Source organism: Terrirhizobium terrae (genome assembly GCF_030323265.1).
In the GTDB taxonomy this organism is placed as follows: Bacteria; Pseudomonadota; Alphaproteobacteria; order Rhizobiales; family Rhizobiaceae; genus Neorhizobium.
Map to the genome: position 1 here is coordinate 3,700,411 of NZ_CP104992.1, position 26,518 is coordinate 3,726,928.

17 protein-coding genes and 5 pseudogenes are annotated in these 26,518 nt (G+C 62.2%); 10 read left to right on the forward strand and 12 right to left on the reverse strand.

What is annotated here, in order from left to right:
- The first annotated feature begins 60 nt into the window (after positions 1-60).
- A pseudogene (locus N7E02_RS26330) lies at positions 61-1,265 on the forward strand (multidrug effflux MFS transporter).
- 73 nt (positions 1,266-1,338) lie between these two features.
- Here N7E02_RS26330 and N7E02_RS26335 read toward each other — a convergent pair.
- The 6 genes and pseudogenes from N7E02_RS26335 to cckA all read right to left on the reverse strand — a co-directional run.
- Entirely contained in the window at positions 1,339-2,163 is an 825-nt protein-coding gene (locus N7E02_RS26335) for an inositol monophosphatase family protein (RefSeq protein WP_286584050.1), read from the reverse strand.
- A 25-nt stretch (positions 2,164-2,188) separates the two neighbouring features.
- Entirely contained in the window at positions 2,189-3,055 is an 867-nt protein-coding gene (gene ttcA, locus N7E02_RS26340) for a tRNA 2-thiocytidine(32) synthetase TtcA (RefSeq protein WP_286580697.1), read from the reverse strand.
- Positions 3,056-3,204: 149 nt separating this feature from the next.
- A pseudogene (alaS, locus tag N7E02_RS26345) lies at positions 3,205-5,860 on the reverse strand (alanine--tRNA ligase).
- Between the two features lie 193 nt (positions 5,861-6,053).
- Complete coding sequence (gene recA / locus N7E02_RS26350; protein WP_286580699.1) at positions 6,054-7,142, reverse strand: recombinase RecA; 1,089 nt, start codon at positions 7,140-7,142, stop codon at positions 6,054-6,056.
- 235 nt (positions 7,143-7,377) lie between these two features.
- Positions 7,378-7,770, reverse strand: a pseudogene (locus N7E02_RS30145) (response regulator); the annotation flags it as partial.
- 89 nt (positions 7,771-7,859) lie between these two features.
- Positions 7,860-9,984 (reverse strand): annotated as a pseudogene (gene cckA / locus N7E02_RS26355) (cell cycle histidine kinase CckA); the annotation flags it as partial.
- A gap of 255 nt (positions 9,985-10,239) precedes the next feature.
- Between cckA and N7E02_RS26360 the strand changes: the two are divergent.
- The 3 genes from N7E02_RS26360 to N7E02_RS26370 are packed head-to-tail and all read left to right on the forward strand — an operon-like array spanning position 10,240 to position 11,146.
- Entirely contained in the window at positions 10,240-10,476 is a 237-nt protein-coding gene (locus N7E02_RS26360; RefSeq protein WP_286584117.1) for a hypothetical protein, read from the forward strand.
- Entirely contained in the window at positions 10,404-10,919 is a 516-nt protein-coding gene (locus N7E02_RS30150) for a flagellar biosynthetic protein FliO (RefSeq protein ID WP_286584052.1), read from the forward strand. Before N7E02_RS26360 ends, N7E02_RS30150 begins: the two co-directional genes overlap by 73 nt.
- A complete protein-coding gene (locus tag N7E02_RS26370) occupies positions 10,892-11,146 on the forward strand; it encodes a hypothetical protein (protein ID WP_286584118.1) in 255 nt (84 codons plus the stop codon). Before N7E02_RS30150 ends, N7E02_RS26370 begins: the two co-directional genes overlap by 28 nt.
- A 240-nt stretch (positions 11,147-11,386) precedes the next feature.
- On the opposite strand, the gene dksA is transcribed toward N7E02_RS26370, so the two are convergent.
- Positions 11,387-11,806, reverse strand: coding sequence for an RNA polymerase-binding protein DksA (dksA, locus tag N7E02_RS26375; protein ID WP_145295331.1), 420 nt, complete (start codon positions 11,804-11,806; stop codon positions 11,387-11,389).
- Positions 11,807-12,094: 288 nt separating this feature from the next.
- On the opposite strand from dksA, the gene N7E02_RS26380 reads away from it, so the two are divergent.
- The 4 genes and pseudogenes from N7E02_RS26380 to N7E02_RS26395 all read left to right on the forward strand — a co-directional run bounded on the left by N7E02_RS26380 (position 12,095) and on the right by N7E02_RS26395 (position 15,858).
- The gene (locus N7E02_RS26380) at positions 12,095-12,565 is read left to right on the forward strand and encodes a SixA phosphatase family protein (protein WP_374730665.1); all 471 of its coding nucleotides are present in this window, start codon (positions 12,095-12,097) and stop codon (positions 12,563-12,565) included.
- Positions 12,566-12,643: 78 nt separating this feature from the next.
- Positions 12,644-14,113: a YcjX family GTP-binding protein gene (locus N7E02_RS26385; RefSeq protein WP_286580702.1), complete on the forward strand. Its 1,470-nt coding sequence runs from the start codon at positions 12,644-12,646 to the stop codon at positions 14,111-14,113.
- Entirely contained in the window at positions 14,110-15,183 is a 1,074-nt protein-coding gene (locus N7E02_RS26390; protein WP_286580704.1) for a YcjF family protein, read from the forward strand. Before N7E02_RS26385 ends, N7E02_RS26390 begins: the two co-directional genes overlap by 4 nt.
- 116 nt (positions 15,184-15,299) lie before the next feature.
- Positions 15,300-15,858: pseudogene (locus N7E02_RS26395) on the forward strand (hypothetical protein).
- Between the two features lie 8 nt (positions 15,859-15,866).
- On the opposite strand, the gene folK reads toward N7E02_RS26395, so the two are convergent.
- Genes folK through folP form a run of 3 tightly spaced genes read right to left on the reverse strand, consistent with a single transcriptional unit; the run spans position 15,867 to position 17,621 of the window.
- On the reverse strand, positions 15,867-16,400 hold the full coding sequence (folK, locus tag N7E02_RS26400; protein WP_286580706.1) for a 2-amino-4-hydroxy-6-hydroxymethyldihydropteridine diphosphokinase: 534 nt from the start codon (positions 16,398-16,400) through the stop codon (positions 15,867-15,869).
- Entirely contained in the window at positions 16,384-16,749 is a 366-nt protein-coding gene (gene folB, locus N7E02_RS26405; protein WP_286580707.1) for a dihydroneopterin aldolase, read from the reverse strand. Before folB ends, folK begins: the two co-directional genes overlap by 17 nt.
- Entirely contained in the window at positions 16,749-17,621 is an 873-nt protein-coding gene (gene folP, locus N7E02_RS26410; RefSeq protein ID WP_286580709.1) for a dihydropteroate synthase, read from the reverse strand. The genes folB and folP overlap by 1 nt, the downstream gene beginning before the upstream one ends.
- A 106-nt stretch (positions 17,622-17,727) precedes the next feature.
- On the opposite strand from folP, the gene N7E02_RS26415 reads away from it, so the two are divergent.
- Positions 17,728-18,348 carry a DUF922 domain-containing Zn-dependent protease gene (locus N7E02_RS26415; protein ID WP_374730666.1) on the forward strand — a complete coding sequence of 207 codons (621 nt, stop codon included), beginning with the start codon at positions 17,728-17,730 and terminating at the stop codon, positions 18,346-18,348.
- 338 nt (positions 18,349-18,686) lie between these two features.
- On the opposite strand, the gene N7E02_RS26420 is transcribed toward N7E02_RS26415, so the two are convergent.
- A complete protein-coding gene (locus N7E02_RS26420; protein ID WP_093000334.1) occupies positions 18,687-19,007 on the reverse strand; it encodes a 2Fe-2S iron-sulfur cluster-binding protein in 321 nt (106 codons plus the stop codon).
- Between the two features lie 137 nt (positions 19,008-19,144).
- On the reverse strand, positions 19,145-19,513 hold the full coding sequence (locus N7E02_RS26425; RefSeq protein ID WP_374730667.1) for an Hpt domain-containing protein: 369 nt from the start codon (positions 19,511-19,513) through the stop codon (positions 19,145-19,147).
- Positions 19,514-19,987: 474 nt separating this feature from the next.
- Here N7E02_RS26425 and N7E02_RS26430 point away from each other — a divergent pair, with 474 nt between their 5' ends.
- Complete coding sequence (locus N7E02_RS26430) at positions 19,988-26,281, forward strand: apolipoprotein A-IV repeat region-like domain-containing protein (protein ID WP_286580716.1); 6,294 nt, start codon at positions 19,988-19,990, stop codon at positions 26,279-26,281.
- Positions 26,282-26,518: the final 237 nt, after the last annotated feature.

Consider the following 26,518-nt stretch of genomic DNA (forward strand, 5'->3'; position numbering starts at 1 on the left):
ATTGTTTAGGAAAGCGCTGTGACAAATTCTTCACAAACCACGCCAGCCAAATTGCAGGGCATGGGCAAGGTGCAATTCATTGGAATGATGGCAGCTCTCATGGCGCTTAATGCGCTCGCCATCGACATCATGCTTCCCGGCCTGCAGCAGATCGGCGCCGCACTCGGCGTGGAGAATGAAAACCACCGGCAGTATGTGGTCTCCGCCTACCTTTTCGGCTTTGGCATTGCACAGCTCTTCTACGGCCCGATCTCGGACCGTTTCGGCCGCCGCAAGCCGCTGCTGATCGGCCTTGCCATCTACATCATCTCGGCAATCTCCGTCGTTTTCGTGCCTTCCTTCGCGGGCCTGCTTCTGTTGCGCTTCACCCAGGGGATCGGTTCGGCCGCAACCCGCGTCATCTCCGTTTCGATCGTGCGTGACGTCTATGGCGGTCGCGCCATGGCCGAAGTCATGTCGCTGATCATGATGGTCTTCATGATCGTGCCGATCATCGCGCCGGGCACGGGCCAGCTCGTACTCTTCTTCGGCGATTGGCACCTGATCTTCGTCTTCATCGCTGTCGTCGGCATCATCGTCACCGCCTGGGTCAACAAGCGCCTGCCGGAAACGCTCGATCCCGCAGACGTCCGCCCGCTGACCGCCTCCTCGATTCTGGGCGGCTTCATGATCGTGCTGACCAACCGTGTGGCGCTCTGCTACACGCTGGCAAGTACCTTCATCTTCGGCGCCCTGTTCGGCTTCATCAACTCGGCACAGCAGGTCTATGTCGGCATCTACGAGCTCGGCGTCTGGTTCCCGGTCGCCTTTGCCGCCGTGGCGCTTTTCATGTCGATCTCCGCCTTCCTCAACTCCCGCTGGGTCGGCAAGCTCGGCATGCGCAGACTTTCCCATGGTGCGGTGGTCGGCTTCGTCGGCGTCACCTTCCTGTGGCTGGCGGTGCAGCTCCTCTCGTCGGAGCCAATGCCCTTCCTGCTGTTCCTGGCCTTCTTCGCCATGGCGATGTTCCTGTTCGGCCTGATTGCATCGAACTTCAACTCGCTCGCCATGGAGCCGCTGGGCCATGTCGCAGGCACCGCCTCGTCGGTGCTTGGTTTCATGGGCACGGTCGGCGGCGCCATCATCGGCGCGTCGATCGGCCAGGCCTTCAACGGCACGGCGACGCCGATGGTCGCAGGCTTCTTTACCGTCTCGGTGATCGGCCTGGTATTTGTCCTGATTGGCGAGAAGGAAAACTCTTCCAGCCGCATAATCCGCGCGTCTGATCAGCTACCTGAACAAGCAAAGAAAAAGGCCGGATCTCTCCGGCCTTTTTCTTGTTCTGTCATTCGGCTCGGATCAATGCCCGATGATCTCATTGCGCAGTTCCTGCCAGCTTTCCTTGTCCGTCGCCGCAAGCAGTCCGCCTTCCACATGGTGCGGCAGGTAGGGCGATCCATCGAGGCGGGCGACGTATCCGCCTGCTTCCGTCCCGATCAGCGTGCCGGCCAGATGGTCCCAGGGCATCAGCTTGTTGTAGAGCACGAACTGCACATGGCCGCTGGCGAAGGTACGATACTCGTGAGCCGCACAGCGATAGCTCGCAAACATCCGTACCTTGGCAAGGTTGGAGAGGATCCGCTCGCGCTCGTCGCCGAAGAAATAACCGGCCGACGCCATGCCCACCATGTCCTTGATCGGCTTCGGCCTGTCGACAGACAGGCGGATCGCCTCACCGCCCGGACGGCGCAGGAAGGAGCCCGCGCCCTTCTCGGCCATGATCCAGTCGTCGCCCATCGGGTCGTAGATGATGCCGGCCACCGTCTCGCCCTTCCAGACGACCGAGGCCATCACGCCGAAGGCCGGAATACCGGAGGCGAAGTTGAACGTGCCGTCCACAGGATCGACCACCACCGCAAAATCCGCATCCGCGAGCTTTCCGAGAAGTGCGGGATCGGCCGCGACCGATTCCTCGCCGATAAAAAGTGCGCCCGGAGCAAATGATTCCAGCTCCCGCCGGATCATCCGTTCCGCCGCCTCGTCAGCTTCGGTCACCAGATCCGACGGCTCGCTCTTGGCACGCACATCGTCTCCGCCAAGCCTGCGAAAACGCGGCAGGATCTCGATCTTGGCGGCATCGCGCAAAAGATCGGCGAGCTTCGTGACGTCGAGCGGCAAGGTCATTCGATATCCAATCTGTGTTTGAAAGTCAGTCGGCGGGATTGGCCGCAAGGCCGGCAAAGTCGAAGAGTTTGGGATCGAGGAGATGGGACGGGTTCACATGCGCCAGCGCCCGCAGCATCGCATCCTTGCGGCCAGGCATCCGTGTCTCGATATCGGCCAGCATCTGCTTCATCGCATTGCGCTGCAGCCCGTCCTGCGAGCCGCAGAGGTCGCAGGGAATAATCGGAAATTCCATGGCGGCCGCGAATTTCGCCAGATCGTCCTCGGCGCAATAGGCGAGCGGCCGAAGCACCATCAGGTCGCCTTCGTCGTTCAGAAGCTTGGCCGGCATGCCCGCCAGACGCCCGCCGTGGAAGAAGTTCATGAAGAAGGTTTCGAGAATGTCTTCCCGGTGATGGCCGAGCACGAGTGCCTGACAACCTTCTTCGCGCGCGATCCTATAGAGATTGCCGCGGCGCAGCCTGGAACAGAGCGAGCAATAGGTCCCGCCCGCCGGCACCTTTTCCTTCACGATCGAATAGGTGTCGCGATATTCGATGCGATGCTTCACGCCCACCGACGCGAGATAGTCCGGCAGGATATGTTTTGGAAAATTCGGCTGGCCCTGGTCGAGATTGCAGGCGATCAGCTCCACCGGAAGCAACCCGCGCCATTGCAGGTCGAGCAGCACGGCGAGCAGCGAATAGCTGTCCTTGCCGCCGGACAGGCCCACCAGCCAGCGCTTCTGATCCTTCAGCATACCGAAATCGTCAAAGGCCTGACGCACCTGCCGCAGCAGGCGCTTCCGCAGCTTGTTGAACGACACGGAACTCGGCGCATCCCTGAACAGCGCAGGCACGAGGCCCTCGACGACGTCGTCCAGTTCATCCGCAATGTTGGCGTTCACGCCCATGCTATCTCCCGCTGCATCAAGCCCTACACCTTCAATCAGTTTCGGAAGGCTTGATGCGTAGTCGCTAATCTAAATGTCTTTTCCGGCATCCGTGTGAATGCCCGGCCATATAAAGCGAAAAGCGGGCAGAGCCCGCTTTTCTGATCGTCTCAGGCGCCAAGCGCGGCAGCCACTGCTTCCAAGGCCTCGTCCGCCTTGGCCCCATCCGGTCCGCCGGCCTGGGCCATGTCAGGCCGTCCGCCGCCACCCTTGCCACCGAGAGCGGTCGATGCCACGCGAACCAGATCGACGGCGCTGAAACGCCCGGTCAGGTCCGGCGTCACCGCCACGACCGCGCTTGCCTTGCCGTCTTCCGAGACGCCGATCAGCGTCACGACGCCCGAACCGAGACTCGCCTTGCCTTCATCCGCCAGCCCCTTGAGGTCCTTGGCATCGATGCCGACCAGCGCCTTGCCCATGAACTTCACGCCTGCGATCTCGCGGACGTCATCGGTAGAACCGCCCTGCCCGCCACCCATGGCGAGCCGACGCTTGGCATCTGCCAGTTCCTTTTCGAGCTTGCGACGCTCATCAACCAGCGCCTCGACGCGCGCGACGACTTCGGCAGGCTGGACCTTCAGCGCGCCGGCCAGCGTCTTCACGCGCTCGTCCTGCTCGGAGAGATAGGCACGCGCGGCCTCGCCGGTGACAGCTTCGACGCGACGAACGCCGGCGCCGACGGCACTTTCCGACAGGACGCGGACGAGACCGATATCGCCCGTCGCATTCACATGCGTGCCGCCGCAGAGTTCGATCGAGTAAGGCTTGCCGGCCTTCGGGCCGTCGATTGCCTTGCCCATGGAAACGACACGGACTTCATCGCCATATTTCTCGCCGAACAGCGCCATCGCACCTTCCGCAATCGCATCGTCGACACTCATCAGGCGCGTCGTCACCGGCGCATTCTGGATGATGATGGCGTTCGCCATGTCCTCGACGCGCTGCAGTTCTTCCGCAGACATCGGCTTCGGATGCGAGACGTCGAAACGCAGACGCTCGGGCGCCACGAGCGAGCCCTTCTGCGCGACATGGGTGCCGAGCACTTCGCGCAGCGCCTCGTGCAGCAGGTGGGTGGCTGAGTGGTTGGAACGCAGGCGCGAGCGACGGGTATGATCAACCGTCAGTGCCACGGCATCGCCGACTTTGAGCGTGCCTTCGGCAACCTTCGCCACATGCACGAACAGGCCCTCGCCCTTCTTCTGTGTATCGGAAACGGCAACCTTGGCATGATCCGTCGCGATCACGCCGGTATCGCCCATCTGGCCACCGGATCTCGCCATAGAACGGCGTCTGACTGACGACGATCTGGACGTCTTCGCCGGCTGCAGTACTATCGACGGCCTTGCCGTCGCGCACGATCGCCTGGACAACGCCTTCTGCCGTCTCGGTGTCGTAGCCGAGGAATTCGGTCGCGCCGAATTTTTCCTTCAGTTCGAACCAGACGGTTTCGGTCGCCTTGTCGCCGGAACCGGCCCAGTGTGAACGAGCCTCCGCCTTCTGGCGCTCCATGGCATCGGTAAACCCGGCAATGTCGACACCGATCTCACGGGCACGCAGCGCATCCTGGGTCAGGTCGAGCGGGAAACCATAGGTGTCGTAGAGCTTGAAGGCGGTCTCGCCATCCAGCATGTCGCCCTTGTCGAGATCCGTCGTCGCGTCGGAGAGCAGCGAAAGGCCGCGTTCCAGCGTCTTGCGGAAACGGGTTTCTTCCAGTTTCAGGGTCTCGGAGGTCAGCGCCTCGGCGCGTACCAGTTCCGGATAGGCGCGGCCCATCTCCTGAACCAGCGTCGGCAGAAGCTTGTACATGACCGGCTCTTTTGCACCGAGCAGCTGCGCATGGCGCATGGCGCGGCGCATGATACGGCGAAGCACGTAGCCACGACCTTCATTCGACGGCAGAACGCCATCGGCAATCAGGAAGGCGGAGGAACGCAGATGGTCGGCGATGACGCGGTGGCTGGCGCTGCCTTCCGCCTTGACGCCCATGACGTCCTCGATCGTGCCGATCAGCGTGCGGAACAGGTCCGTATCGAAGACACTCTGCTTGCCCTGCAACACGCAGGCCATACGCTCGAGACCCATGCCGGTATCGATCGACGGACGCGGCAGGAGCGAACGCTCGCCAGGAGCGGTCTGCTCGAACTGCATGAAGACGAGGTTCCAGAATTCGAGGAACCGGTCACCATCTTCCTCAGGCGAACCCGGAGGGCCGCCCCAGACATTCTCGCCCTGGTCGATGAAGATTTCCGAGCACGGGCCGCAAGGACCAGTATCGCCCATCTGCCAGAAATTGTCGGAGGTCGGAATGCGGATGATCTTGTCGTCGGAAAAACCGGCGATCTTCTTCCACAGCGTCGCAGCTTCCTCGTCTTCGGAATAGACCGTCACCAGAAGTCGGCTCTTCGGCAGGTCGAACCCTTCGGTGACCAGCTTCCAAGCAAGCTCGATCGCCTGCTCCTTGAAATAGTCGCCGAAGGAGAAGTTGCCGAGCATTTCGAAGAAGGTCAGATGCCGGGCGGTGTAACCGACATTGTCGAGGTCGTTATGCTTGCCGCCGGCGCGCACGCATTTCTGCGAGGTCGTCGCGGTCGAGTAAGGACGCTTCTCCAGACCGGTGAAGACGTTCTTGAACTGCACCATGCCGGCATTGGTGAACATCAGCGTCGGGTCGTTGCGCGGAACCAGCGGGCTGGACGAAACGACCTCGTGCCCGTTCTTGCTGAAATAGTCGAGGAAGGTCGACCGGATGTCATTCACGCCGCTCATGCTACGCCCTTTTCAACCGCCGATGCGGTACCATAATTTCAAGTCCAGAGGCTTGTATCGTCCGCTTCAAGCACTGTCCAGCCGAACACAAAAAACCGGCCGCACATCTTCAGATGGCGGCCGGCAACCGTAAGCGGCTAGGATGTCTGGCGGATATCCCGAGTGCGGCGGAACCGCTTACTTATCTCAAAGATTACAGATCGTCGTCAGAGCCGCCTTCGCCTGCGTCCGGACCGCCATTCTCCAGGAAGCGGTCGGCGATCAGGCCGGCATTCTGGCGCAGCGACATTTCGATCTCGCGGGCGAGTTCCGGATTGTCGCGTAGGAAGGTTTTCGCGTTTTCCCGGCCCTGACCGAGACGCTGGCTGTTATAGGAGAACCAGGCACCCGACTTCTCGACTATGCCGGCCTTGACGCCGAGGTCGACGAGCTCGCCCGTCTTCGACACGCCTTCGCCATACATGATGTCGAACTCGACCTGCTTGAAGGGAGGCGCCATCTTGTTCTTGACGACCTTGACGCGGGTCTGGTTGCCCACGACTTCCTCGCGCTCCTTGACCTGGCCGATACGGCGGATGTCGAGACGCACCGAGGCGTAGAACTTCAGCGCGTTGCCGCCGGTCGTCGTTTCCGGCGAACCGAACATCACGCCGATCTTCATGCGGATCTGGTTGATGAAGATGACCATGCAGTTCGACTTGGAGATCGAAGCGGTCAGCTTGCGCAGCGCCTGGCTCATCAGACGAGCCTGGAGGCCCGGCAGGCTGTCACCCATCTCGCCTTCGATTTCAGCGCGCGGCGTCAGAGCCGCGACCGAGTCGACGACCAGAACGTCGACCGCACCGGAGCGAACCAGCGTGTCGGTGATTTCGAGCGCCTGCTCGCCGGTATCCGGCTGCGAGATCAGAAGGTTCTGCAGATCGACGCCGAGCTTGCGGGCATAGACCGGATCGAGCGCGTGTTCGGCGTCGACGAAGGCGCAGATGCCGCCCTTCTTCTGGGCTTCAGCAATCGTCTGCAGCGCCAGCGTCGTCTTACCGGAGCTTTCCGGACCATAGATCTCGATGATGCGGCCCTTCGGAAGGCCGCCGATGCCGAGCGCGATGTCGAGGCTGAGAGAGCCGGTCGATACCGTCTCGATCTCGACGAGATTCTCATTCTGCCCGAGCTTCATGATCGAGCCCTTCCCGAAGGAACGTTCGATCTGCGATAGTGCCGCTTCCAGGGCCTTACTCTTGTCCACGCCTTTTTCCTCTACGAGCCGCAATGTGTTCTGTGCCATGAGATCCCACCTTTAGGTTATTGCCGCCGCGCAAGCAATCAAGCAGCCGATGGGATATTCGTACTCATTTTGTTCTCATTTGCCAAGGGCCATTTAAGCCATTGTGAGAAAATCGTTATTTCCATTCCGTTCTGCGAACGTTCACGCCCGCTGCGCATCTGAAAATCCCGACTTAAATCAAATGCTTCGCGTCCATATGACAACACACGATCTCGTGCTTGCCGAGACCGCCGCCTCACTCCGAATCGAGCATTTCGCGTACCGCCACTGCAAGCTGCTTCAGCGAGAACGGTTTCGGCAGGAAACCGAACTTGGCATCCGCCGGAAGGTTTCGCGCAAACGCATCTTCCGCATATCCCGAAACGAAGATGAACTTCAGGTCCGGATAGGATTTCCGCAATTCGGTCAGCAGCGTTGGTCCGTCCATCTCGGGCATGACAACGTCGGAGACGACGATGTCGACCTTGCCCTCGAGCTCGTCCATGATGTCGAGAGCCTCGGTGCCCGAGCCTGCCTCGTGCACGGTATAACCGCGCGTCTCCAGCATCCGCTTGCCGCCGCGACGCACCGCCTCTTCATCCTCGACGAGGAGAACGACGGCAGAGTTGCCGGTAAGATCGAGCGGCTCGGCAGTCGAGGCCGCGGCGGCGGTCTCGATTTTCGCGACACTCGCGGCAGCAGCCTCTGGCGTACCCGCAGGTGCCTGTGGCACTACGTCCGGGATATGCCGCGGTAGGAAGATTCGAAAACTGGTGCCCCGGCCCACTTCCGATTCGGGATATAGATAGCCGCCGGACTGCTTCACGATGCCATAGACCATGGACAGGCCAAGGCCCGTCCCCTTGCCGACTTCCTTCGTGGTGAAGAACGGCTCGAAGATCTTGTCCATGATTTCGGGCGGAATGCCGGTCCCGTTGTCGGAAACCTCGACCATGACGAAATCGTCCGCCGGCAGTTCGGCTTGCGGGAAACCCGCCGCTTCCTGCGCGGTCACGTTGCGCGTCTTGATCAGGATCGTGCCACCGCCCGGCATAGCGTCGCGCGCGTTAACGCAGAGGTTGATCAGCACCTGCTCGAACTGCGAAAGATCCGTGCGCACCGGCCACAGATCGCGGCCGTAATCGACTTCCAGCTTCACGTTAGTACCGGAAATCAGCCTGTCGACCAGCATGCGCAAGTCGCCGACGACGTCCGTCAGGTTGAGCACGGCCGGGCGCATGGTCTGCTTGCGCGAGAAGGCCAGAAGCTGGCGCACCAGCACGGCGGCGCGGTTCGCGTTGCGCTTGATTTCCATCAGGTCGGCGAAGCTTGCATCGGAGGGCCGCGCCTGCAGTAGAAGATGATCGGAGGAAAGCAGGATCGCCGTCAGCACGTTGTTGAAATCGTGGGCGATACCACCGGCGAGCGTGCCGACCGCGTTCAGCTTCTGCGTCTGCGCCATCTGCGTTTCGAGCGCCTTCTGCTCGGTCGTCTCGACGGCATAGACGATGGCCGCCTCTTCCGGGGCCTCGTCGCTCTCGTCGATCACGGCATTGACGTAGAAGCGCACATAACGGTTCTCGTCGGCCGGATGGCGTGATCTCGATCGGCGGGATGTCGCCCTGCCGGTCCTTGGCAGCGGCAAGCGCATCCATCAGCTGCTCACGCGACCCATCATGGGCGATGCGGTCAAGCTGCACGCCGGCATCGACATCGTCGCGCGACACCGCACCAGAAAACAACCGCAGGAACGGCGCATTAATTCTCAAAATCTTGCCGTCGCCATCGACGGAAGCGATTGCCATCGGCGTGTTGTTGAAGAAGCGCGTGAAGCGCATGGCCGATGCGAACTGGTCGCCCTCGGCGCTCTTCGACCGCATCAGCACGACCGTGCGGCTTTCACCCGGCGCGCCGTCACGGGCAGCGCTGACGCTATGAACGAGACGTGCCGGCACGCTCTGGCCGTTGGTGCGGCGCATATCGAGATCGAGCGTCTCGGTGCGCTTCAGGCCCGGCGCTGGCTGAACCGACTGGATCAGCGCCATGCCTTCGCCCGCCACCAGATCGGACATGGTCATGGAGCGCGGGGTGAATTTCGTCAGGTCGACGCCCAGCCACTCCGCCAGCGTCGCATTGATATAGAAGACCTCACCCTTCTTGCCGGCCGAGAAGAAACCGACCGGCGCATGGTCGAGATAGTCGATCGCGTTCTGGAGTTCGCGGAAGAACCTTTCCTGGTCATCCCGCTCCGAGGTAATGTCGGTTATTTCCCATATATCGAGCGCATTCTTGCCGCCCGTGCCTAGAATACGAGCCTTCAGGCGATACCAGTGCGCGTCGGAATTGTTGCCGTTGCTGCGGCCGAGCGGTTGGAGAAGCCGGAATTCCTCATGCCCTTCCCGACCTTCCCTAAGCGCGGTTGTCAGGCGGTACAGCGCCTCGGTCGATCTGCGTGTCTTGGAAAGCAGAGTTTCCAGCGATTGCACGGCGCGGCCGCTGGCAGCCCCGTCATGCGGCCATAGGCGGCGTTCGCGTAGACGACGCGGCCCTTGGCGTCGGTGACGACGATACCGTCCGGGTGATTGGCGAGAAAACTGCGCGCCAGCTCGTCGGATCGCGATTGCGGCATCACTTCGACGAGGCCGATCAGCGACGACACGATGAAGAAAATGCCGACCATGGCAAGAATGCCGAGCAGGCCGAGCACCACCTCGTTGTCCAAAGCACGCTGAAAAACCACAAAGGCGACAGCTACGCCAAGCAGCACAACCGCCAACAGGATGATCCGTACGGCAGTGCCGCCGCGCGCTCCGCGATTGACCAGCGGCGCTTCGTCGTGGCCGGCCTTCGGCGACATCGTCATCAATACCTCACGTTCCGCAGCGCTGAAGCGCCGAAGCCACGGTGCGCACCGAATGTGAGCCCGCGATTCTCTCTTAGCAATTTGCGCATGTCGCAAAAAGCTCCACGGCTTGATAAAACACGGGACAGGCCAGTTCCGCGCCCTATCTGTGCAGCTTCGAGGTGTTAATTAGCGGAGACAAGCGGCAGTCGCGCTTGTCTCCGCGGCAAAAAATCGTCTGCTCGACAGTATAGTTCGCATGAGGAGTAACAAGACATGTTCGAAGATCTGATTGGCGCCTATGGCGGACGGCTGGTCGTGGCCGTCCTGGGCGTCGGCGCGGCACTCCTCTGCCTCATCGGAATTCTGTGGATAGTGCGCGGCCGGCGAGGCCCTCGCCCTTCGTGCGCGGCGGCCGCAACCGCAATCCCCGCCTTCAGGTGCTGGATGCCGCCGCGGTCGATACCCGCCGCCGCCTCGTCCTGGTTCGCCGCGATGATGTCGAGCACCTGATCATGATCGGAGGCCCGACCGATATCGTCATCGAAAGCCGCATTTCTCCGTCATCGCAGCCGAAGGGAGCAGACAGCCGGCCGCAGGGAATGCCGCATGCGGCTGTGGCGGGGGCCCCCGCTCCATTGTCGGCGCCTGCGAAGCCTATCCCGGCCCCGGTAGCCAGCCCAGCCGCTGCGGCCGAAACGGCTGCAATTCCTCAGCCGCGCACGGAACCGCCACGTGAAACAACAAGAGAACTCCCAGCCCGCGACATTCGCGCCACGCAACCTGCCGCCGTCGCGCCTGTCAATACGGCTCCGTCGTCGGTCTCCGTCAATGCGCCGGTTGTCGCCGCTCCGGCCGCGCCCGCCATTCAGGAGGTCGCAACCCCTCACAAGCGCCAAATTCGAACGGCCCAGCCAAGGCCACTGTCATGCCCATCCAGCGCACGCCCGAGATAGTGGTGACACCTTCCGCCCCTGCGCTGGACGATGCCGCAAAGCTCCTCGACAGCGCCCGCGACAGGGTGTTTGCCGAACGCCCCGCTCAGGCTCAGCCCCAGGCGCCTGCTCCGGCAGCACGCCCCGCAGCGCCCGTTGGCCAGCACCCGACCGCGCTCGGCAGCGAGTTTGAAAAATCCTCGAAGAGGAGATGGCCAGTAATCTCGCCGCCCGCGACGCAGCCCTGATCGGCCGCGGCAGCCGCCCGCTTCCTCAGCCCAATCCAACAAACACCACAGCCGCCGGCCCCACAGTTCCTATCCCCGGCGCACAGCGACAGGATCCGCCGCTGCAGGCAGAAGTCGCCCGCATTTTCGGTGAAATGTCGGCCAGCCGAGACAAATGACGATTGGCCGGTCTCCGGCCAACTTCGCAGAAACGAAAAGGCACGCCCGAAAGCGTGCCTTTTTTGATGTCGTTTGCGTCGACTACTCGTCGCGATAGACTTTTTCGCGTCGCTCGTGGCGTTCCTGCGCCTCGATTGACAATGTCGCGATGGGTCGGGCGTCGAGGCGCTTGAGACCGATCGGCTCGCCGGTCTCTTCGCAATAACCGTAGGTGCCGTCGTCGATCCGCTGCAGGGCGGCATCGATTTTTGAAATCAGCTTTCGTTGACGATCCCTGGCCCGAAGCTCGATCGCCCGGTCGGTCTCCGAGGAGGCACGATCGGCGAGATCCGGATGATTGGCACTTTCCTCAGCCAGATGGTCGAGCGTCTCCCGCGCTTCCCTGAGGATGTCGTTTTTCCAAGCGATCAGCTTAGCTCTAAAGTATGCTTTCTGATTTGCATTCATGAACTCATCGTTTTCTGAGAGTACATAATTGCTAAGATCGATCTTCTCACTCAACGCGATTCTCCTGAAGAACATCTCGTGCGGCCCCTATACCCTATTAGCGGGGGACGATTCAAGCCTTATGCCCCTGATTGAGGCAGTTTTAAAATTGTCACAAAAATCAGCTAAGTGACTATTTTTTAACCGCTTAACGGCGCCAATGAATTTGCCCGGCTACCGTTCTCCACAACTCTGGGGACCTTTTGACGGTTGACGTTCACCCCCGGCAACGCTACCCGTTTTACTGCTTGCTCATCTATGGGGGCCATGATGATTGAACCTCATCCATCCCGGATTTACTTGATGCGTCACGCTCAGGCCGTGTCGAGTGCGGCTAGCGGCCGCGACTTTGATCGTACACTCAGCGACCAGGGCTATGCGCAAGCAGAGCTTGTGGCCGACAAGGCTATCGACCTGGGCTACACTCCCGATTGTCTGGTCAGCTCAACGGCAATTCGTTGCCGGCAGACCGCGGAAATCGTTCGCCGGTCGGTGAGCGAGAGCCTCGATATCGAGTTCGTCGATGCGCTCTACAACAGCACGCCGGAAACCTATGCGACGATCATCGCCGGCCAATCGTCCAACACCTCGGTCATGCTGGTCGGCCATAACCCGACGATAGACCAGCTTCTGGAAGGCCTTATTGGCAGCGCAGCCCGCCGCTCCGCACTCGTGGGCGGTTATCCGACGGCAGGTATAGCCGTGCTCGATCATGCGCCGGACCGCGCCGAGGAAGGCTTTGACTGGATACTGCACGATTTCGTGAAGCCCTGATGGATGGCGTCATCGCGGGCCGTTGTATGCCTTCGGCAGCGTCCTATATAGGGAAAAACATTTCTCCGGGATCATGCATTGGCGCCATCGCTGACAAGTTTTACCGACGACGCTCGCATCGCATTCGACAATATCGCGGATCGAGCCTCTGCCCTGGTTCACCCGACGATCAGGCTCGGAGTGACCGGCCTGTCGCGCGCGGGCAAGACGGTTCTTATCTCCTCGATCGTCCATAATCTCCTGAATGGCGGAAGACTTCCGCTCTTTGATGCGATGAGATCGGGACGCGTTTCGGATGTACGACTTGAACCGCAGCCGGACGACGCCGTGCCGCGTTTCCAGTACGAGGATCATATCCAGGCGCTCGTGCGTGACCGGATTTGGCCCGATTCAACTCGCGCCGTTTCCGAACTGAGGTTGACGATCGATTATCAGAGCGCCAGCGGCTGGAATCGCTTGTTCTCTCCCGGCCGCCTCTCGCTCGATATCGTCGATTACCCCGGGGAATGGCTGCTCGACCTGCCATTGCTGACGCAGGATTATCGGGCCTTCAGCGCCGCGACGGTCGACCTGGCCGGGACCGGTATCCGTCGCGAGCTCGCCAGCGACTGGCTGCAATTGTCATCCGGCATAGACATGGATGCGCCCGCTGACGAAACGACGGCCCGCCGTCTGTTCGAAGCCTTTTCAGCCTATCTGCGCGCCTGCAAATCTGATGAACGGTCGCTGTCGACCCTGCCGCCCGGACGCTTCCTCATGCCGGGAGACCTGGAGGGCTCGCCTGCCCTCACTTTCGCGCCCCTGCCTGCGATCCCCGACGGTCCCGCGCCGAAGGGCTCGCTGAGAGCCATGATGGAGCGACGCTACGAGGCCTACAAGTCCGTGGTGGTCAAACCCTTCTTCCGCCATCACTTCGCCCGGCTGGACCGGCAGATCGTGCTGGTCGACGCACTGCAGGCCATCAATCGCGGCCCGGAGGCGCTGCTCGACCTCGAGCGGGCGCTGGCGGACGTGCTTGCCTGCTTCCGTCCCGGGCATAACAGCTTCTTTTCGTCGCTCGTCGGCCGCCGTATCGACAAGGTGCTGATCGCGGCCACCAAGGCTGATCATCTCCATCACGAAAGCCATGACCGCCTGGAACGGCTGACCAGCCGCCTCGTCGATCGCGCGATCCAGCGCATCGGCATGTCCGGTGCCGGGCTGGAGGTGATGGCGCTCGCCTCCGTCCGCGCGACCCGCGAAGCAAGGGTCAAGGAGGATAACCATCTCCTGCCCGTCATCGTCGGCACGCCGATCGCCGGCGAAACCATCAACGGTGAACGCTTCGACGGCATCAAGACGACGGCCATATTCCCGGGCGATCTCCCTGAGGATCCCGACCAGATGTTCCGCAGCCTCGACAGGGAAAATCCTGATCTGCCGGATATCAATTTCGTGCGGTTCCGTCCGCCCGCGCTGGATGACGCAGCCGGTGCGATGAAGATCGCCGTGCCTCATATCCGGCTGGACCGCGCACTTCAGTTTCTTCTGGGGGACCGCCTCGCATGAGACCGACCAGCACCCGCGATCCCGATCGCCGTCGTCCGTCGTCCTTCCAGGTGGAGGATGACACGCCCGCTGCCACTGTCAGACCTGTTTCGCGCGGCCCGAAAAGCTTCGACCAGCCCGAATCCGTCATCGCCGAAACGGATGATCCGTTTGCCCCATCCGCAGACCTTGACGCCGCAGCGCTGCCGGTCGCAACCCCAAGGCCGCGCAGGCGCTTTTCCTTTGCCGGTCTTGCCGCGGCAGCCCTTGGAACATTTCTGTCACTGGCATTCGGCCTCTGGGCCGATCAGGTCATCCGCGATCTCTTCACCCGCGCCGACTGGCTGGGATACGCCGCCATCACCGCGCTGTCCCTCGCCGCGCTCGGCCTGTTGGTCATTCTCGGGCGCGAGATCAGCGGCATCGCCAAGCTCGCCGCCGTCCAGTCCCTGAAGGCGGAAGCCGAGGAGGCCGCTGCCTCCGTGTTGCCGGCGCCGGCACGCAAGGTCGCGGATCGATTGTCATCTCTTCTCAGTCACCGGGCGGAGACTGCGCGTGGTCGCGCCGCGCTGGACGCCACCAAGGATGACATCATCGACGGCCCGCATCTTCTAGATTTCGCCGAGAAAGAGCTGCTTTCGCCCCTCGATCGCAAGGCGCGCGGCCTGATCCTCAATGCGTCGAAGCGGGTTGCGGTCGTCACCGCAATCAGCCCCCGCGCCATCGTCGACCTCGCCTACGTGCTCTTCGAGGTAACCCGCCTCGTGCGCGCAATGGCCGAGCTGTATGGCGCCCGCCCCGGCAAGCTCGGCCTCCTGCGCCTGATCCGCGATGTCATCGCTCACCTCGCGGTGACCGGTTCGATTGCCGTTGGCGACGGCCTCGCCCAACAAGTTCTCGGCCATGGACTGGCATCACGACTGTCCCGTCGATTGGGCGAAGGTGTCATCAATGGCCTGCTGACGGCTCGAATCGGTATCGCCGCGATGGACCTCTGCCGCCCGTTGCCTTTCAGGGCGCTGCCGCGGCCCGGGATCGGTGATTTTCTTTCCGATATCGTCGCAGCGGGTGGCGGAAAACAGGACGACTAGGTCATTCGGCAAGGATCGCTCAAGCCCAAAAGATACGAACCATTAACCATTTTCCCCTAATTTCGGGCTCACTAAACATTGCCTATTTCGGCAATCACGTCCCCAGGGGAAAGCCTATGTATTCTCGCATCTTTTCGCTCTTCGGCGGGCTCGCGGCCCTGACGCTTGCAACCGCCGGCACTGCCCTTGCGCCCCAGGCCGAGGCTGCCTCCCGCGACCAGATGTTCTTCCAGCAGGTTTCCGGTGTCTGGAAAGGCCCGGGTGAGATCGTCGCCGGCAAATACAAGGGCACGAAGTTCAGCTGCAACCTCACCGGCATGCCGTCACCGGATGGCGACACCGGCATGAAACTGGACGGCACCTGCCGCGTCGGCGTATTCCAGCAGCCCATGTCCGCCGTCATCACCCAGAAAGGCCGCGGTTATACCGGCAAGTTCCTGGATGGCGCCGAAGGTAAGGGCCTCGACATCATTTCGGGCTCGGTCAATGGCGACAAGGTCGTGATGGGCATCAACCGCGCCCAGCTTAACGGCGCCATGGTCGCCAGCCTGCGCGGCGAGAACAAGATGAATATCACGATTTCGGTCAAGGTTGCCGACCAGATGGTTCCGGTCATCGGCCTGTCGCTCGACCGCGATCTCGATCTCGATCGCCGTCGGCTCCATCAAGGAATAATCAGCCGGTCAGGCTGCTGGCGACCGCCACCAGAGGCCGTCGCCTTTCGCGATGCGGATACCGGTGGAATTCAAACCGCCGGCCCAGGTCTCCGCCTTTTTGCCCAGGATCATCATCTGCGGCGCAAGATCCGCGAGCGGCAGCATCACGAATGCCCGCTCCGTCATCCGCGGATGCGGCAATTCTAGCCTCTCCGTTTTCCGCTCCAGCGTGCCATAGGTAAGAATATCGATATCAAGCGTGCGCGGTCCCCAGCGCTCGTCGCGCACCCGCTTCATGTCCTTCTCGATCGCAAGACAGAGATCCAGCAGGTCTTCCGGCTCCAGCCGGGTCTCCACCAGCGCGCAGCAATTGAAGAAATCGGCCTGATCGGTCTTTCCCCAGGGCGGCGTCAGATAGAGCCGCGAAACGGCCGTCACGCGACAGTGCTCATGGGCGTCGACTGCCCGCAGCGCATGGCCCATGGCGGCTGGCGGATCACCGATATTGCCACCAAGACCGAGGGCCGCAATCTCCCAGGAGCGATCAGGCGTGGTGCTCAATGCGAACCTCCGCGTAGTCGAGAATACCGGCGATCGGCGCGCTCGGCTTGCGGATGGCAACCTCCACCCGACGGATCAGTGGCGACCAGGCGCACAGCGCAACGGCCACATCTCTCGCCAGCGTCTCGATCAGGTTGCGACGCGTACCGGTCATAACTCTCTCAACCAACTCGTAGGCGAGCCCGTAATGCACCGTCTGCTCGACATCGTCCGACACCAGCGCATCGCCACCGTCCACATCCATCAGCACATCGACGAAGAAGCGCTGACCGAGCGCGGTCTCCTGCTCGAACACGCCATGTCGTGCGAAAAACGCACAGTTCTTCAAGTTGATCTGGTAGATGGCCATCAGTTCGCTCCTGCTCCGAGCATCCGCCGGCGGCTCTCCAGCACGGCATCCGCCATCTTCAGCGCATCGAGATTTCCGGACACGTTGTGGACACGGAATACCGTGGCACCGGCCAGCCGCAGCATTGCGGTCGTCGCGGCCGTTGCGAAATCCCGCTCGGCCGGCAGTTCACGCGACGAGACCGCGCCGACGAAGCGCTTCCTCGATGTCCCGACCAGCAGCGGAAAACCGAGCCCGTGAAGCTCGCCAAGTCGCGCCATCAGATCGATGTCGTTTGCCTGGCTGGTGACGAAGCCGAAACCCGGATCCAGCACTATCGCCTCCTCGGCAATGCCTGCAGACTTCGCGGTATCGATTGAACGCGTCAGAAACGCCATTTCGTCGGCAACGATATCGGGATGGTGATCCTCCCGCCCGCGGGCCGTGTACATGATGCAGACACCGGCGCCGGTCTGTGCAACGACACCGGCCATATCCGGGTCATGCCGCAATCCCCAGACGTCATTAATGATATGCGCTCCGGCCTCGACAGCGAGCTTGGCGGTTTCGGCACGATAGGTATCGACCGAAATCAGCGCATCGGTCTCCCCGCGCAGCCTCTCGATCACCGGCAGCACCCGATCCTGCTCTTCCGCCGCGCTGATGGGCGCCGCACCCGGTCGGGTCGATTCGCCTCCGATATCGAGAATCGCAGCTCCCTCGGCAACGCAGGCCAGACCGTGGGCGACCGCCCGTTCGACATCGTCATACCGGCCGCCATCGGAAAAACTGTCGGGCGTGACATTAACGATCGCCATGACGCAGGCGTTGGTCCCGAGCGCGAGTTTTCGCCCATGCGCCAGACGCCAGGTGCTGTTGCGCGATGATGTCACCGGCCATCCATCTTTCTGAAAGTAACGCAATTTTGGCTGCCTCTGTGTTGCGCTTGCCGTGGCTATGCCCCAAGCTTGGGCGAAGTTCAACGTACCAGGTTCGAGAATGTTTTTGATGCGCAGGGTCCGCCGGTTGTTCGGCGCAGCTTGTCTCCTCTGCGTGATCCCGGTGACGGCCCATGCCGAACCTGTCATCACGAAGACCTATTCCTACTTCCGCATCGGTGGCCGCACGGCCGAAGATCTCGACCGCGAACTCGAGCGCCGTGGGCCGGTCACTCACACGACAGGCAACCGCCATCCCGGCGCCACCGAGATCAAGTTCGGCGGCGAAGTCACCTATGTCGAGCGTGGCGGCCGATGCTCGGTCGGCGGCGCCAAGGTGACCTTGCGCACCAACATAATCCTGCCCCGCTGGAGCAACCAGAGACGGGCAGCCAAGGACCTGCGCTTCATCTGGGGAACGCTCTCTGCCGATATCAAGCGCCATGAAGAACGCCACGCGGAAATTGCCCGCAATTATGCCCGCAGGCTCGAGCGGGAGTTGCTCGCCCTTCCGAGCCGCCGCAGTTGCGACGATGTGGAAACCCTCGTTTCGGAACTGACCAAGCGGATGCTCGCCGAACACGACAAGCAGCAAGTCCGATTTGACCAGATCGAATCGAAGAACTTTGACGCCCGGATGATGCGTCTGCTGCAATACCGCATCGACCAGCGCATCGACTGATCAAGCCTGAGATCCGCCATGACCGAAGCTTGCGCAACGCATGCGCAAGCTCCGGTGAATGATGGATTATTTATTAGAGTAAACTAATCGACAGAATCCAACTAAACATTTGGACATTAATGCTGGGTTCCTACGGCAATCGGAGACCCGCAGCCGTCGCGTCCAAGCCGCGCGAAAACCCGGAAGATATACGGGTTCGAACACATGTGAATGCCTCGCGTTCCCCCGGCGCGTGTTGAAGGTCTGCAGGCGATCCCTCCCTCACCTACAGGCCATGCGCCCGCCTCGCCTCGCTCGCACGCCTGCGGCGAGGCATTTCTTTGAAAACTGAGAGAGAGTTAGGCCTGACGTTCAGGCACGTTGACCACAAGACCGTCGAGATCGGCCTTGATCTTGATCTGACAGGAAAGCCTGGACGTTGGACGAACGTCGAAGGCGAAGTCCAGCATGTCTTCTTCCATGGCCGCCGGCGGCCCGACCTTTTCGGTCCAGGCCTCGTCGACATAGACATGACAGGTGGCACAGGCGCAGGCGCCGCCGCATTCGGCTTCGATACCGGGCACGGAATTGCGCACTGCATTCTCCATCACCGTCGAACCGTTATCCGCGTCGAGTTCGAAGCGGGTTCCGTCGAAGGCTACGATGGTCAATTTCGTCATGATGGGAAAATCCGAGAGTTGGGGAAGAGACCCTTCGGGTAAAGGCCTCGCATAGGCCGTCTCTGCCACCAAAATGCCGCGCCCGTCAATCACGCGGGCGACGCCGGCTTTGCTGCCGACGCCGAAGCCGTCTTATATCAGCGGCAAAGTCCCATAATGAAATTGTCGGCCTCGATGACCGCCGAGTGGACCGATGCCAGAAGAGCAGCATCATCCGGCTTGGCTTCCAGCCGTTCTGCCTTGGTGGCAACGGTGAATGCGCCGATCGCCTTGGCCGCACCCTGGAGACGATGCGCGAGAGCGGTCATGCGCGTGGCATCGGCGGTGGCCATTTCCTGCATCAGTGCCCGCGCCTGTCGCGCAAACATCTGCAGCACTTCGGCTTCAAGCGCCTTGTCACCCATCGTCTGGTTTGCCAGATGAACCAGATCCACCGGCCGCGACTGTGATGGACAGGCGATCCTGTGATTGTCGGGCGCCTCGAATGCGATCTTTGCCGCTGCCATTGCCATCTCGTTCTTTCCTTGCTTTATAGCGTGGACATGTCCGGATCATCCGGCCGAGCCATGGCTATCCCGTTAAATTTCGGCACAATCGCGGCGCAAATCTTCGCGAATGGTTAATTCGCGTTAAACTCCCGTGATTACAGGACATTCGCCCGAAAACATGGTTTAAATCCTGTTAACAAGCAATCGCATCCGGTACCGCTTCGACCCGTTTCAATTGTGCCCAATGCACAGATGTGCCACTACAGTACGGTTTAGTCGGCTGCCTGAGACACTTGGTAGCCGGTGTCGGAGGAACGGTAAGCTTTCATTATCTTCCGTTTGAAAGAACGGCTCTCCGACTGGAACATGAATGGGCAATCGAGCTTGCCGTGAGGCATCTCCATTTCCCGCAAGAGTATCCCGCTGTTTCGCTCTGCAGGCGGCAGCACGTGGAGCGGGGTGCCGGGCGAGTATGTAACGAGGCGTAACCGCATGGCGAAGAACACCAGCAATGAATCGATCGATGAGACTGCATTCCAGGCTTTGGAAGATGCGCTGAAGATCGACTTCAACGAAGAGACGCCCCGCGCGAAGTCCGCTCCACCTGCCTCGGAGGCCAGAGTGTCAGACACGTCCCGTACCCGCCCTGCCCGCACGCGCCAGCCCCAGGCAGAGCCAGCCCGTCCCGCTGCCGCGGAACAGGCACCGCGCCAGCCGAGCTTCGAGCCGGCCAATGACGCAGGCCGCCGCAACCCGGCATCCATTCTGCGTTCGCTGGACGGTGGTTCCATGCGTGGCGCCATCCGCAACGCGCTCATCATGTCGGTCCTCTGGGCGATCGCCGGCGTAGGCCTTGGCCAGCTTATCTACGGCAACCAGCTCTGGCAGGTTAACTCGGTAGCTGGCGTCCTCGCCGCTCCCGGCCTTGTCGCGCTTGCCGCCGGCATTCTTCTGCCGATCCTGCTCTTCTTCGCATTCTCCATCATGATGGCCCGCGCCCAGGACCTGCGAAACGCTGCCCGTTCGATGGCAGAGGTCGCCCTGCGCCTGTCGGAGCCGGAAACGATCGCCTCCGAACGGATCATGAGCGTCGGCCAGGCGGTACGCCGCGAAGTGTCGGCGATGAACGAAGGCATCGAGCGCACGATCGCCCGTGCCTCCGAACTGGAAACGCTGGTTCACTCCGAAGTGAATGCGCTCGAGCGCAGCTATACTGACAACGAATTGCGCGTGCGCGGTCTCGTCCAGGAACTCGGCTCGGAACGCGACGCAATCGTCAATCATGCCGAGCGCATCCGCTCGTCCATCGTCGGCGCCCATGATCAGCTGAAGGAAGAGCTGTCGCTCGCCACCGAGGAGATCTCGATCCGCCTTGCGACCTCAGGCGAAGCCTTCGCCTCGATGATCGACATGCGCGCCGCATCGCTGATGGAGAAGTCGGACGCTGCCGGCGATGCCATCGCGTCGCTGCTGGCCGCCAAGACGGAAGGCCTGATCGATACCCTGACCACGTCGGGCATCGCACTTTCCACCGAATTCGACATGCGCCTTGAAGGGCTTAGCTCGACGCTCAACGAGCGCGGCAATGCGATTCTCAGCGAATTCGAGACCCGTGCCTCGAGCCTCGACGCCAATACCGAAAAGCTCAACGCAGCTCTCGCCGACCGTACCCGCCAGCTGAACGAGACCCTGCTCGCCCGCACCCGCGAGATCACAGAAGGCCTCTCCAGCAGCGAGCGCACGCTGACCGGCTCGCTCGACGGCATCCTCTCCTCGCTTAACCGTTCGATCGACGAACGCGGCGCATCTTTCCGTCAGACCCTGCAGACCGCTGCCGACGATGCCATCATGGATCTCGACCTGCGCACGGGCCTCTTCGAAGAGCGCCTGCATTCGACGGTCGGCCAGCTCAGCACGACGTTCGACGAAGGCCTCACGCAGTTCACTACGGCTTTCGACCAGCGCGCCGGCAGCCTCGACAGCAAGCTGATGGAAAGCCTTGCCCGCATCAACGAGACAGTGGCCGGCGGGTCCGATGCGATTGACGGCATCCTGTCGACCAGCATCGAGCGGATCGGCAACGCGCTGACGGATCAGCAGCTTGCGATCGCCACCACGCTCGGAACCGGCCAGGAAGTGCTTGATTCCATGCTGGAAAGCCGCTCGAAGGAATTCTCCGACGCGCTTGCCGCCCGCAGCAGCGATATCGCCGGTGCATTTGGCGATGCCCACAACAAGATCGACATGGTCATGGCGGCCCGCGGCGGCGAGATTTCCGCAAGCCTCGCCGACAGCCAGAAGCGCTTCGAAGACAGCATTTCGAGCCGCACCGCCGCGATCATCGAATCCGTCACCGACAGCCATGAGCGCTTTGCCGGCGCCGTCGACGAGAAGGCATCCGCCCTCCAGTCGCTGATGGCTGACACGCCGGATCGCCTCGCCTCGATCCTCGACACTAAGAGCGAAGCCATCGCCCGTGCGCTTTCCGAAAGCGAACTGCGCCTGACCGATGAAATGGACCGCCGCGCAACCGCCCTCGACACGACGCTTGCATCCAACCGCGACAGGCTCTCCGAAATCCTCGACGACAAGTCGATGGAGATCGCCACCTCCATCTCGCTGCACGAAGATCGCCTCAGCACCACGCTGACCGATCACGCGACGAACCTCGTCAAGACCGTGTCCGAAGCCGACACGCGCCTGGAAGAAGCCTTCACCAAGCGCGCCGATGTCATCCGCGACGCTTTTGCCGATAACCAGCTCAACCTCGACATCTCGCTCGAAAGCCGCACCTCCGAGCTGGCCCGCCTGCTTGAGCATGGTGGCGATCGTCTGGAGCAGACCGTCAGCGGTGCAGCTGCGCGCATCGAAGAATCCTTCGACAAGCGTGCCGAGATAATCCGCGACGCTTTTGCCGATAACCAGCTCAATCTCGATATCTCGCTGGAGAGCCGCACGTCCGAACTGGCTCGCCTGCTCGACAACGGCAGCGAGCGTCTTGAACAGACCGTTGGTGGCGCCGCCGGCCGCATCGAGAACGCGATGACCCAGGGCACCGATCGTTTCGATGCCACGATGGGTGATGGCCTGCAGCGCATGGAGACCTCGCTTGAGGCCGCCCATCGCCAGATCGCCGACACGCTGACGACCAATGGCGAAGCGCTGGGCGAGACCGTAGGCTCCGCACATCTGCGTATGGCCAATGTCCTCGGCGAAGCCAATCGTGACATCTCCGAAACGATCGATGCCGGCCATGATCGCCTGCGCACCACGCTGGATCAGCGCACCGGCCTGATCTCGGCCACGATCACCGACGCCCAGGATCAGCTGGGCAACCTGCTGATGGATCAGGCTACCTCGATCGGCACGACCATCGCCACCAGCGCCGGCATGCTCGAAATGTCGCTGGAAGGTCAGCAGGAAGCACTGCGCGAGACGCTGGACAAGGCGAGCGAAACCCTTGCCGGCAGCCTGCAGACCGATATCGGCTCCATTGCTGGCCAGATCAGCGATGCCGCCCGCGAAATCAGCCATTCGACCGAAGCCTTCACCTCACGCGTCGAACAGACCGTCGGTGGAGTATCGACGGCCCTTCACGATGCCGGCAACCGCATCGAAGTCACCTTCGGCGGCCTGGAAGACCGTATCCGCGGAGAAATCGGCAATGTTTCGGCCATGGTCGACAATGCCGGCAGCAATCTTGCCGACACCCTCGGCGCCCGCACGGCCGACCTCGAACGTGTTTCGAACGCGGCAGCCGATCGTATCTCGGAATCGGTCAGCAGCAGCAGCATGGGCATCGAACTTGCAGCAAGTGAAGCTGCTGAGCACATCGCCCGTGCACTCAGCGAACAGACAGACGCCCTACAGCAGGTATCGAACGCAACGGCCGAGCGGATTTCCGAATCCGTCAGCAGCAGCAGCATGGGTATCGAACTCGCATCCAGCGAGGCCGCAGAGCACATTGCGCGCACGCTTAACGAGCAGGCCGACGCTCTTCGTCAGGCATCCAATGCGACCGCTGAACGGATCTCGGAGGCTGCGAGCAGCAGCAGCATGGGCATTGAACTCGCATCCAGCGAAGCTGCCGAACATATCGCCCGTACCCTCAGCGAGCGTACCGGCGCCCTGGAACGCAGCAGCGCCGACGCGACGCTCCGCATCACCGAGACCCTCGACGGCCGCACAGCCCATATCGAAGAACGCTTCGGCACCATGGACCGCGCCCTCTCGATCGGCCTCGACAATGTTTCGAAGACGATCGAAAGCAAGGCGGTCGGTCTCGCAGGATCCCTTCGCGAAGCCGTCTCCACTGCCGCGCATGAGATGGATGCCGAGGCGAACCGCTCTGCAGAGGCCCTCGCCCGCGCCGGTTCGGAGTTCACCAACGAACTCAACAACCGCAACACCGAATTCACCCGCGCCATCGAGGAACGCAGCAACGAGATCGTCGGCCGCATTTCCGAGACGCAGAACCGTCTTGCCGGTCAGGCTGCAACCGTCGCCCAGGCCTTCTCGGAGGCCGGCAGCGCGATCGTCAGCAAGGTGGCGGAAGCCGACAAGCTGGTGAAGCAGCAAGTGGACGCCATCTCGGCTGCCCTCGGTGAAGCGGAAACAGCACTCGACAGCCGCGGCCAGTCGATCCGCTCGACACTCACTTCCACGGCCGGCGAACTCGATCAGGCTCTCGATGCCGTCGACCGCGCGCTTGCGGCCCGCGGAGATGCTATCCGCACGGCACTCGACAGCCGCTCGCGCGATCTCAACTCCATGCTGTCCAGCCGCTCGGAAGAACTGTCGCGCCTGCTGGATGAGAAGGCCAAGCCGCTGGTCGAAGCCTATGCCGAAACCGGCCGCACGGCAGCTGAACAGCTCGCCAACGCCGCTCAGGAGACCTCGGCTCGCATCCGCCAGGAAAACGCGGCGCTCGTCGATGCGATCGCTGCCCGCGCCAACGAGACGCTCGCAGCCATCGGCCAGCGCAGCGAAGCCGCGTCGCAGATGATGCGCGGCGCCGAGCAGAGCCTGCTCTCCAATGTCGACGGCATCATCGAGCGCCTGTCGCACAGCAACGTCAACATCGCCTCGCTCGTCGAACAGGCGGCCGGTCAGCTCGCAGCTGCCGACCAGAAGCTCGACGACACGGCGGCACGCTTCGCCCATTCTGCAGGCTCCGCTGCGGATCTGGTGTCCGGCTCCAGCCGACTGCTCGAAAACAATATCGATCGCCTGGTCACGATTTCCGGCCAGACACTCAGCCAGGTCGGCGGCATCGTCGGTCGCTTCGAGGATCACTCCAAGGTTCTCGGCCAAGCCTCCGAACTTCTGGGCGCTGCCCAGTCCAACCTTGCCAGCACGCTGGACGAACGTCAGGACGCCCTGCGCAGTCTTTCGGCCGGCTTGGTCAAGCGTTCCGACGAGATCGAGGCGACACTCAAGCACCTCACGGCTCTCGTCGACGGCGCCTTCGAACGTGCCGAAGAACGCACGGCCCATGTCGGCGACAAGCTGCGTGACGGTCTGCAGGCCTCCTTCGCCGATATCGGCCGCCGCCTGGGCGAAACCCAGCAGCGCGCGGAACAGACCGCAAGCGCCATGCGCGCTGCCCTTCTCGATGCCGGTGGCGAAGCCAACCGGACGATCGAGGAGACCCTGTCGGAGGCCGAACGTCGCGCCCGTGATCTCGCCGATCAGATGCGCGGCAACCTTTCCGGCTCACTGTCGGAAGTCGAGCGCGTCCTCGGCGAGGCTTCACAGCGTTCCGACACGGCAGCAAACCAGCTGCGCGAAACGCTCCGTCTGTCGGTCGAAGATGCGGTCGGCCGCTTCTCCGGTGCCACGGACGAAATCCGCCGCTCGGCACAGGACATCCGCCAGGAGCTCGATGCGACCCGCACCGAACTGAAGCGCGGCGCCTTCGATCTCCCGGAAGAGGCGAAGGAAAGTGCTGCCGCCATGCGCCGCGCCGTCAGCGAGCAGATCAAGGCCCTGCAGGAAATCTCGCAGCTGGTCGGTCGCTCGTCGCAGCAGCTCGAAGTGGCCGAAGCCACTCAGCCGCGTGCACCCGCTGCGCCCGTGGCAGCTCCAGTTCGCCAGCAGCCGCAGCCTCTGCCGCAGCCGCCCCAACAGCAGGTGCCCCAGCAGCAGGCTCCGGTTCAGCCGGCGCCGGTTGCTCCGCGCAACGATCCTTACAACGCCGGCCTTCTGCGTGGCGGCCTGTCGCTCGACAAGCCTGCCGCTCCGTCCTCGCCGATCCGCCCGGCGGCAGAACAGCCTGCTCAGGGTGGCCAGACGGGTCAGGGTGGCTGGATCAGCGATCTGCTGCGTGGCGCATCGCGCGACGAGCAGGCCGAGCAGGCAGCGGCACGCGCCCCTGCCCGTCCGGCTCCGGAAGCCGCCCCGGCTCCGCGCACGGCCAATGGCGACAATCGCAATCCGCGCCATATGGTCGAATCGCTGAACTCGCTCTCCGTCGACATCGCCCGCGCCATTGATCACGATGCCTCTGTCGATCTGTGGCGCCGTTACCAGCGCGGCGAGCGCGACGTCTTCACCCGTCGCCTCTACACGCTGAAGGGCCAGCAGACCTTCGACGAGATCAAGCGCAAGTATGACCGCGAGCCGGAATTCCGAACCGCCGTCGATCGCTACATCGCCGATTTCGAAAAGCTGCTCGCAGACGTCGCCCGCACCGATCGCGACCGCACCGTGACCCAGAGCTACCTGACCTCCGATACCGGCAAGGTCTATACCATGCTCGCCCACGCAGCCGGCCGCTTCGGCTGATTGGCGGAATGACAAGAAAAACATAAAAAGGCCGCCCTCCGAGGCGGCCTTTTAGTTTCGAGCAGAGTGTTGCTGTCCCGCGGTTGATCTGCCCCGTTACGACCCTAGAATTATGGACGACGGATCTGAGACTGAGAGCGGCCCATTCGTGACCGATGATTTCACTGCATCGCGACCTCTTGTCAGTCGGCCAGCGCATTCTGCGCGGAAAGGCCTTCAGCGAGCCAGAACGGCGTA

Coding starts and splice junctions, on each gene's coding strand:
- N7E02_RS26335 (WP_286584050.1), bottom strand. CDS start 2,163: ATGACCTTGCCGCTCGACGTCACGAAGCTCGCCGATCTTTTGCGCGAT.
- ttcA (WP_286580697.1), bottom strand. CDS start 3,055: ATGGGCGTGAACGCCAACATTGCGGATGAACTGGACGACGTCGTCGAG.
- recA (WP_286580699.1), bottom strand. CDS start 7,142: ATGGCACAGAACACATTGCGGCTCGTAGAGGAAAAAGGCGTGGACAAG.
- N7E02_RS26360 (WP_286584117.1), top strand. CDS start 10,240: ATGTTCGAAGATCTGATTGGCGCCTATGGCGGACGGCTGGTCGTGGCC.
- N7E02_RS26370 (WP_286584118.1), top strand. CDS start 10,892: ATGCCCATCCAGCGCACGCCCGAGATAGTGGTGACACCTTCCGCCCCT.
- N7E02_RS26380 (WP_374730665.1), top strand. CDS start 12,095: ATGCGTCACGCTCAGGCCGTGTCGAGTGCGGCTAGCGGCCGCGACTTT.
- N7E02_RS26390 (WP_286580704.1), top strand. CDS start 14,110: ATGAGACCGACCAGCACCCGCGATCCCGATCGCCGTCGTCCGTCGTCC.
- folB (WP_286580707.1), bottom strand. CDS start 16,749: ATGGCCATCTACCAGATCAACTTGAAGAACTGTGCGTTTTTCGCACGA.
- N7E02_RS26415 (WP_374730666.1), top strand. CDS start 17,728: ATGTTTTTGATGCGCAGGGTCCGCCGGTTGTTCGGCGCAGCTTGTCTC.
- N7E02_RS26420 (WP_093000334.1), bottom strand. CDS start 19,007: ATGACGAAATTGACCATCGTAGCCTTCGACGGAACCCGCTTCGAACTC.
- N7E02_RS26425 (WP_374730667.1), bottom strand. CDS start 19,513: ATGGCAGCGGCAAAGATCGCATTCGAGGCGCCCGACAATCACAGGATC.
- N7E02_RS26430 (WP_286580716.1), top strand. CDS start 19,988: ATGGCGAAGAACACCAGCAATGAATCGATCGATGAGACTGCATTCCAG.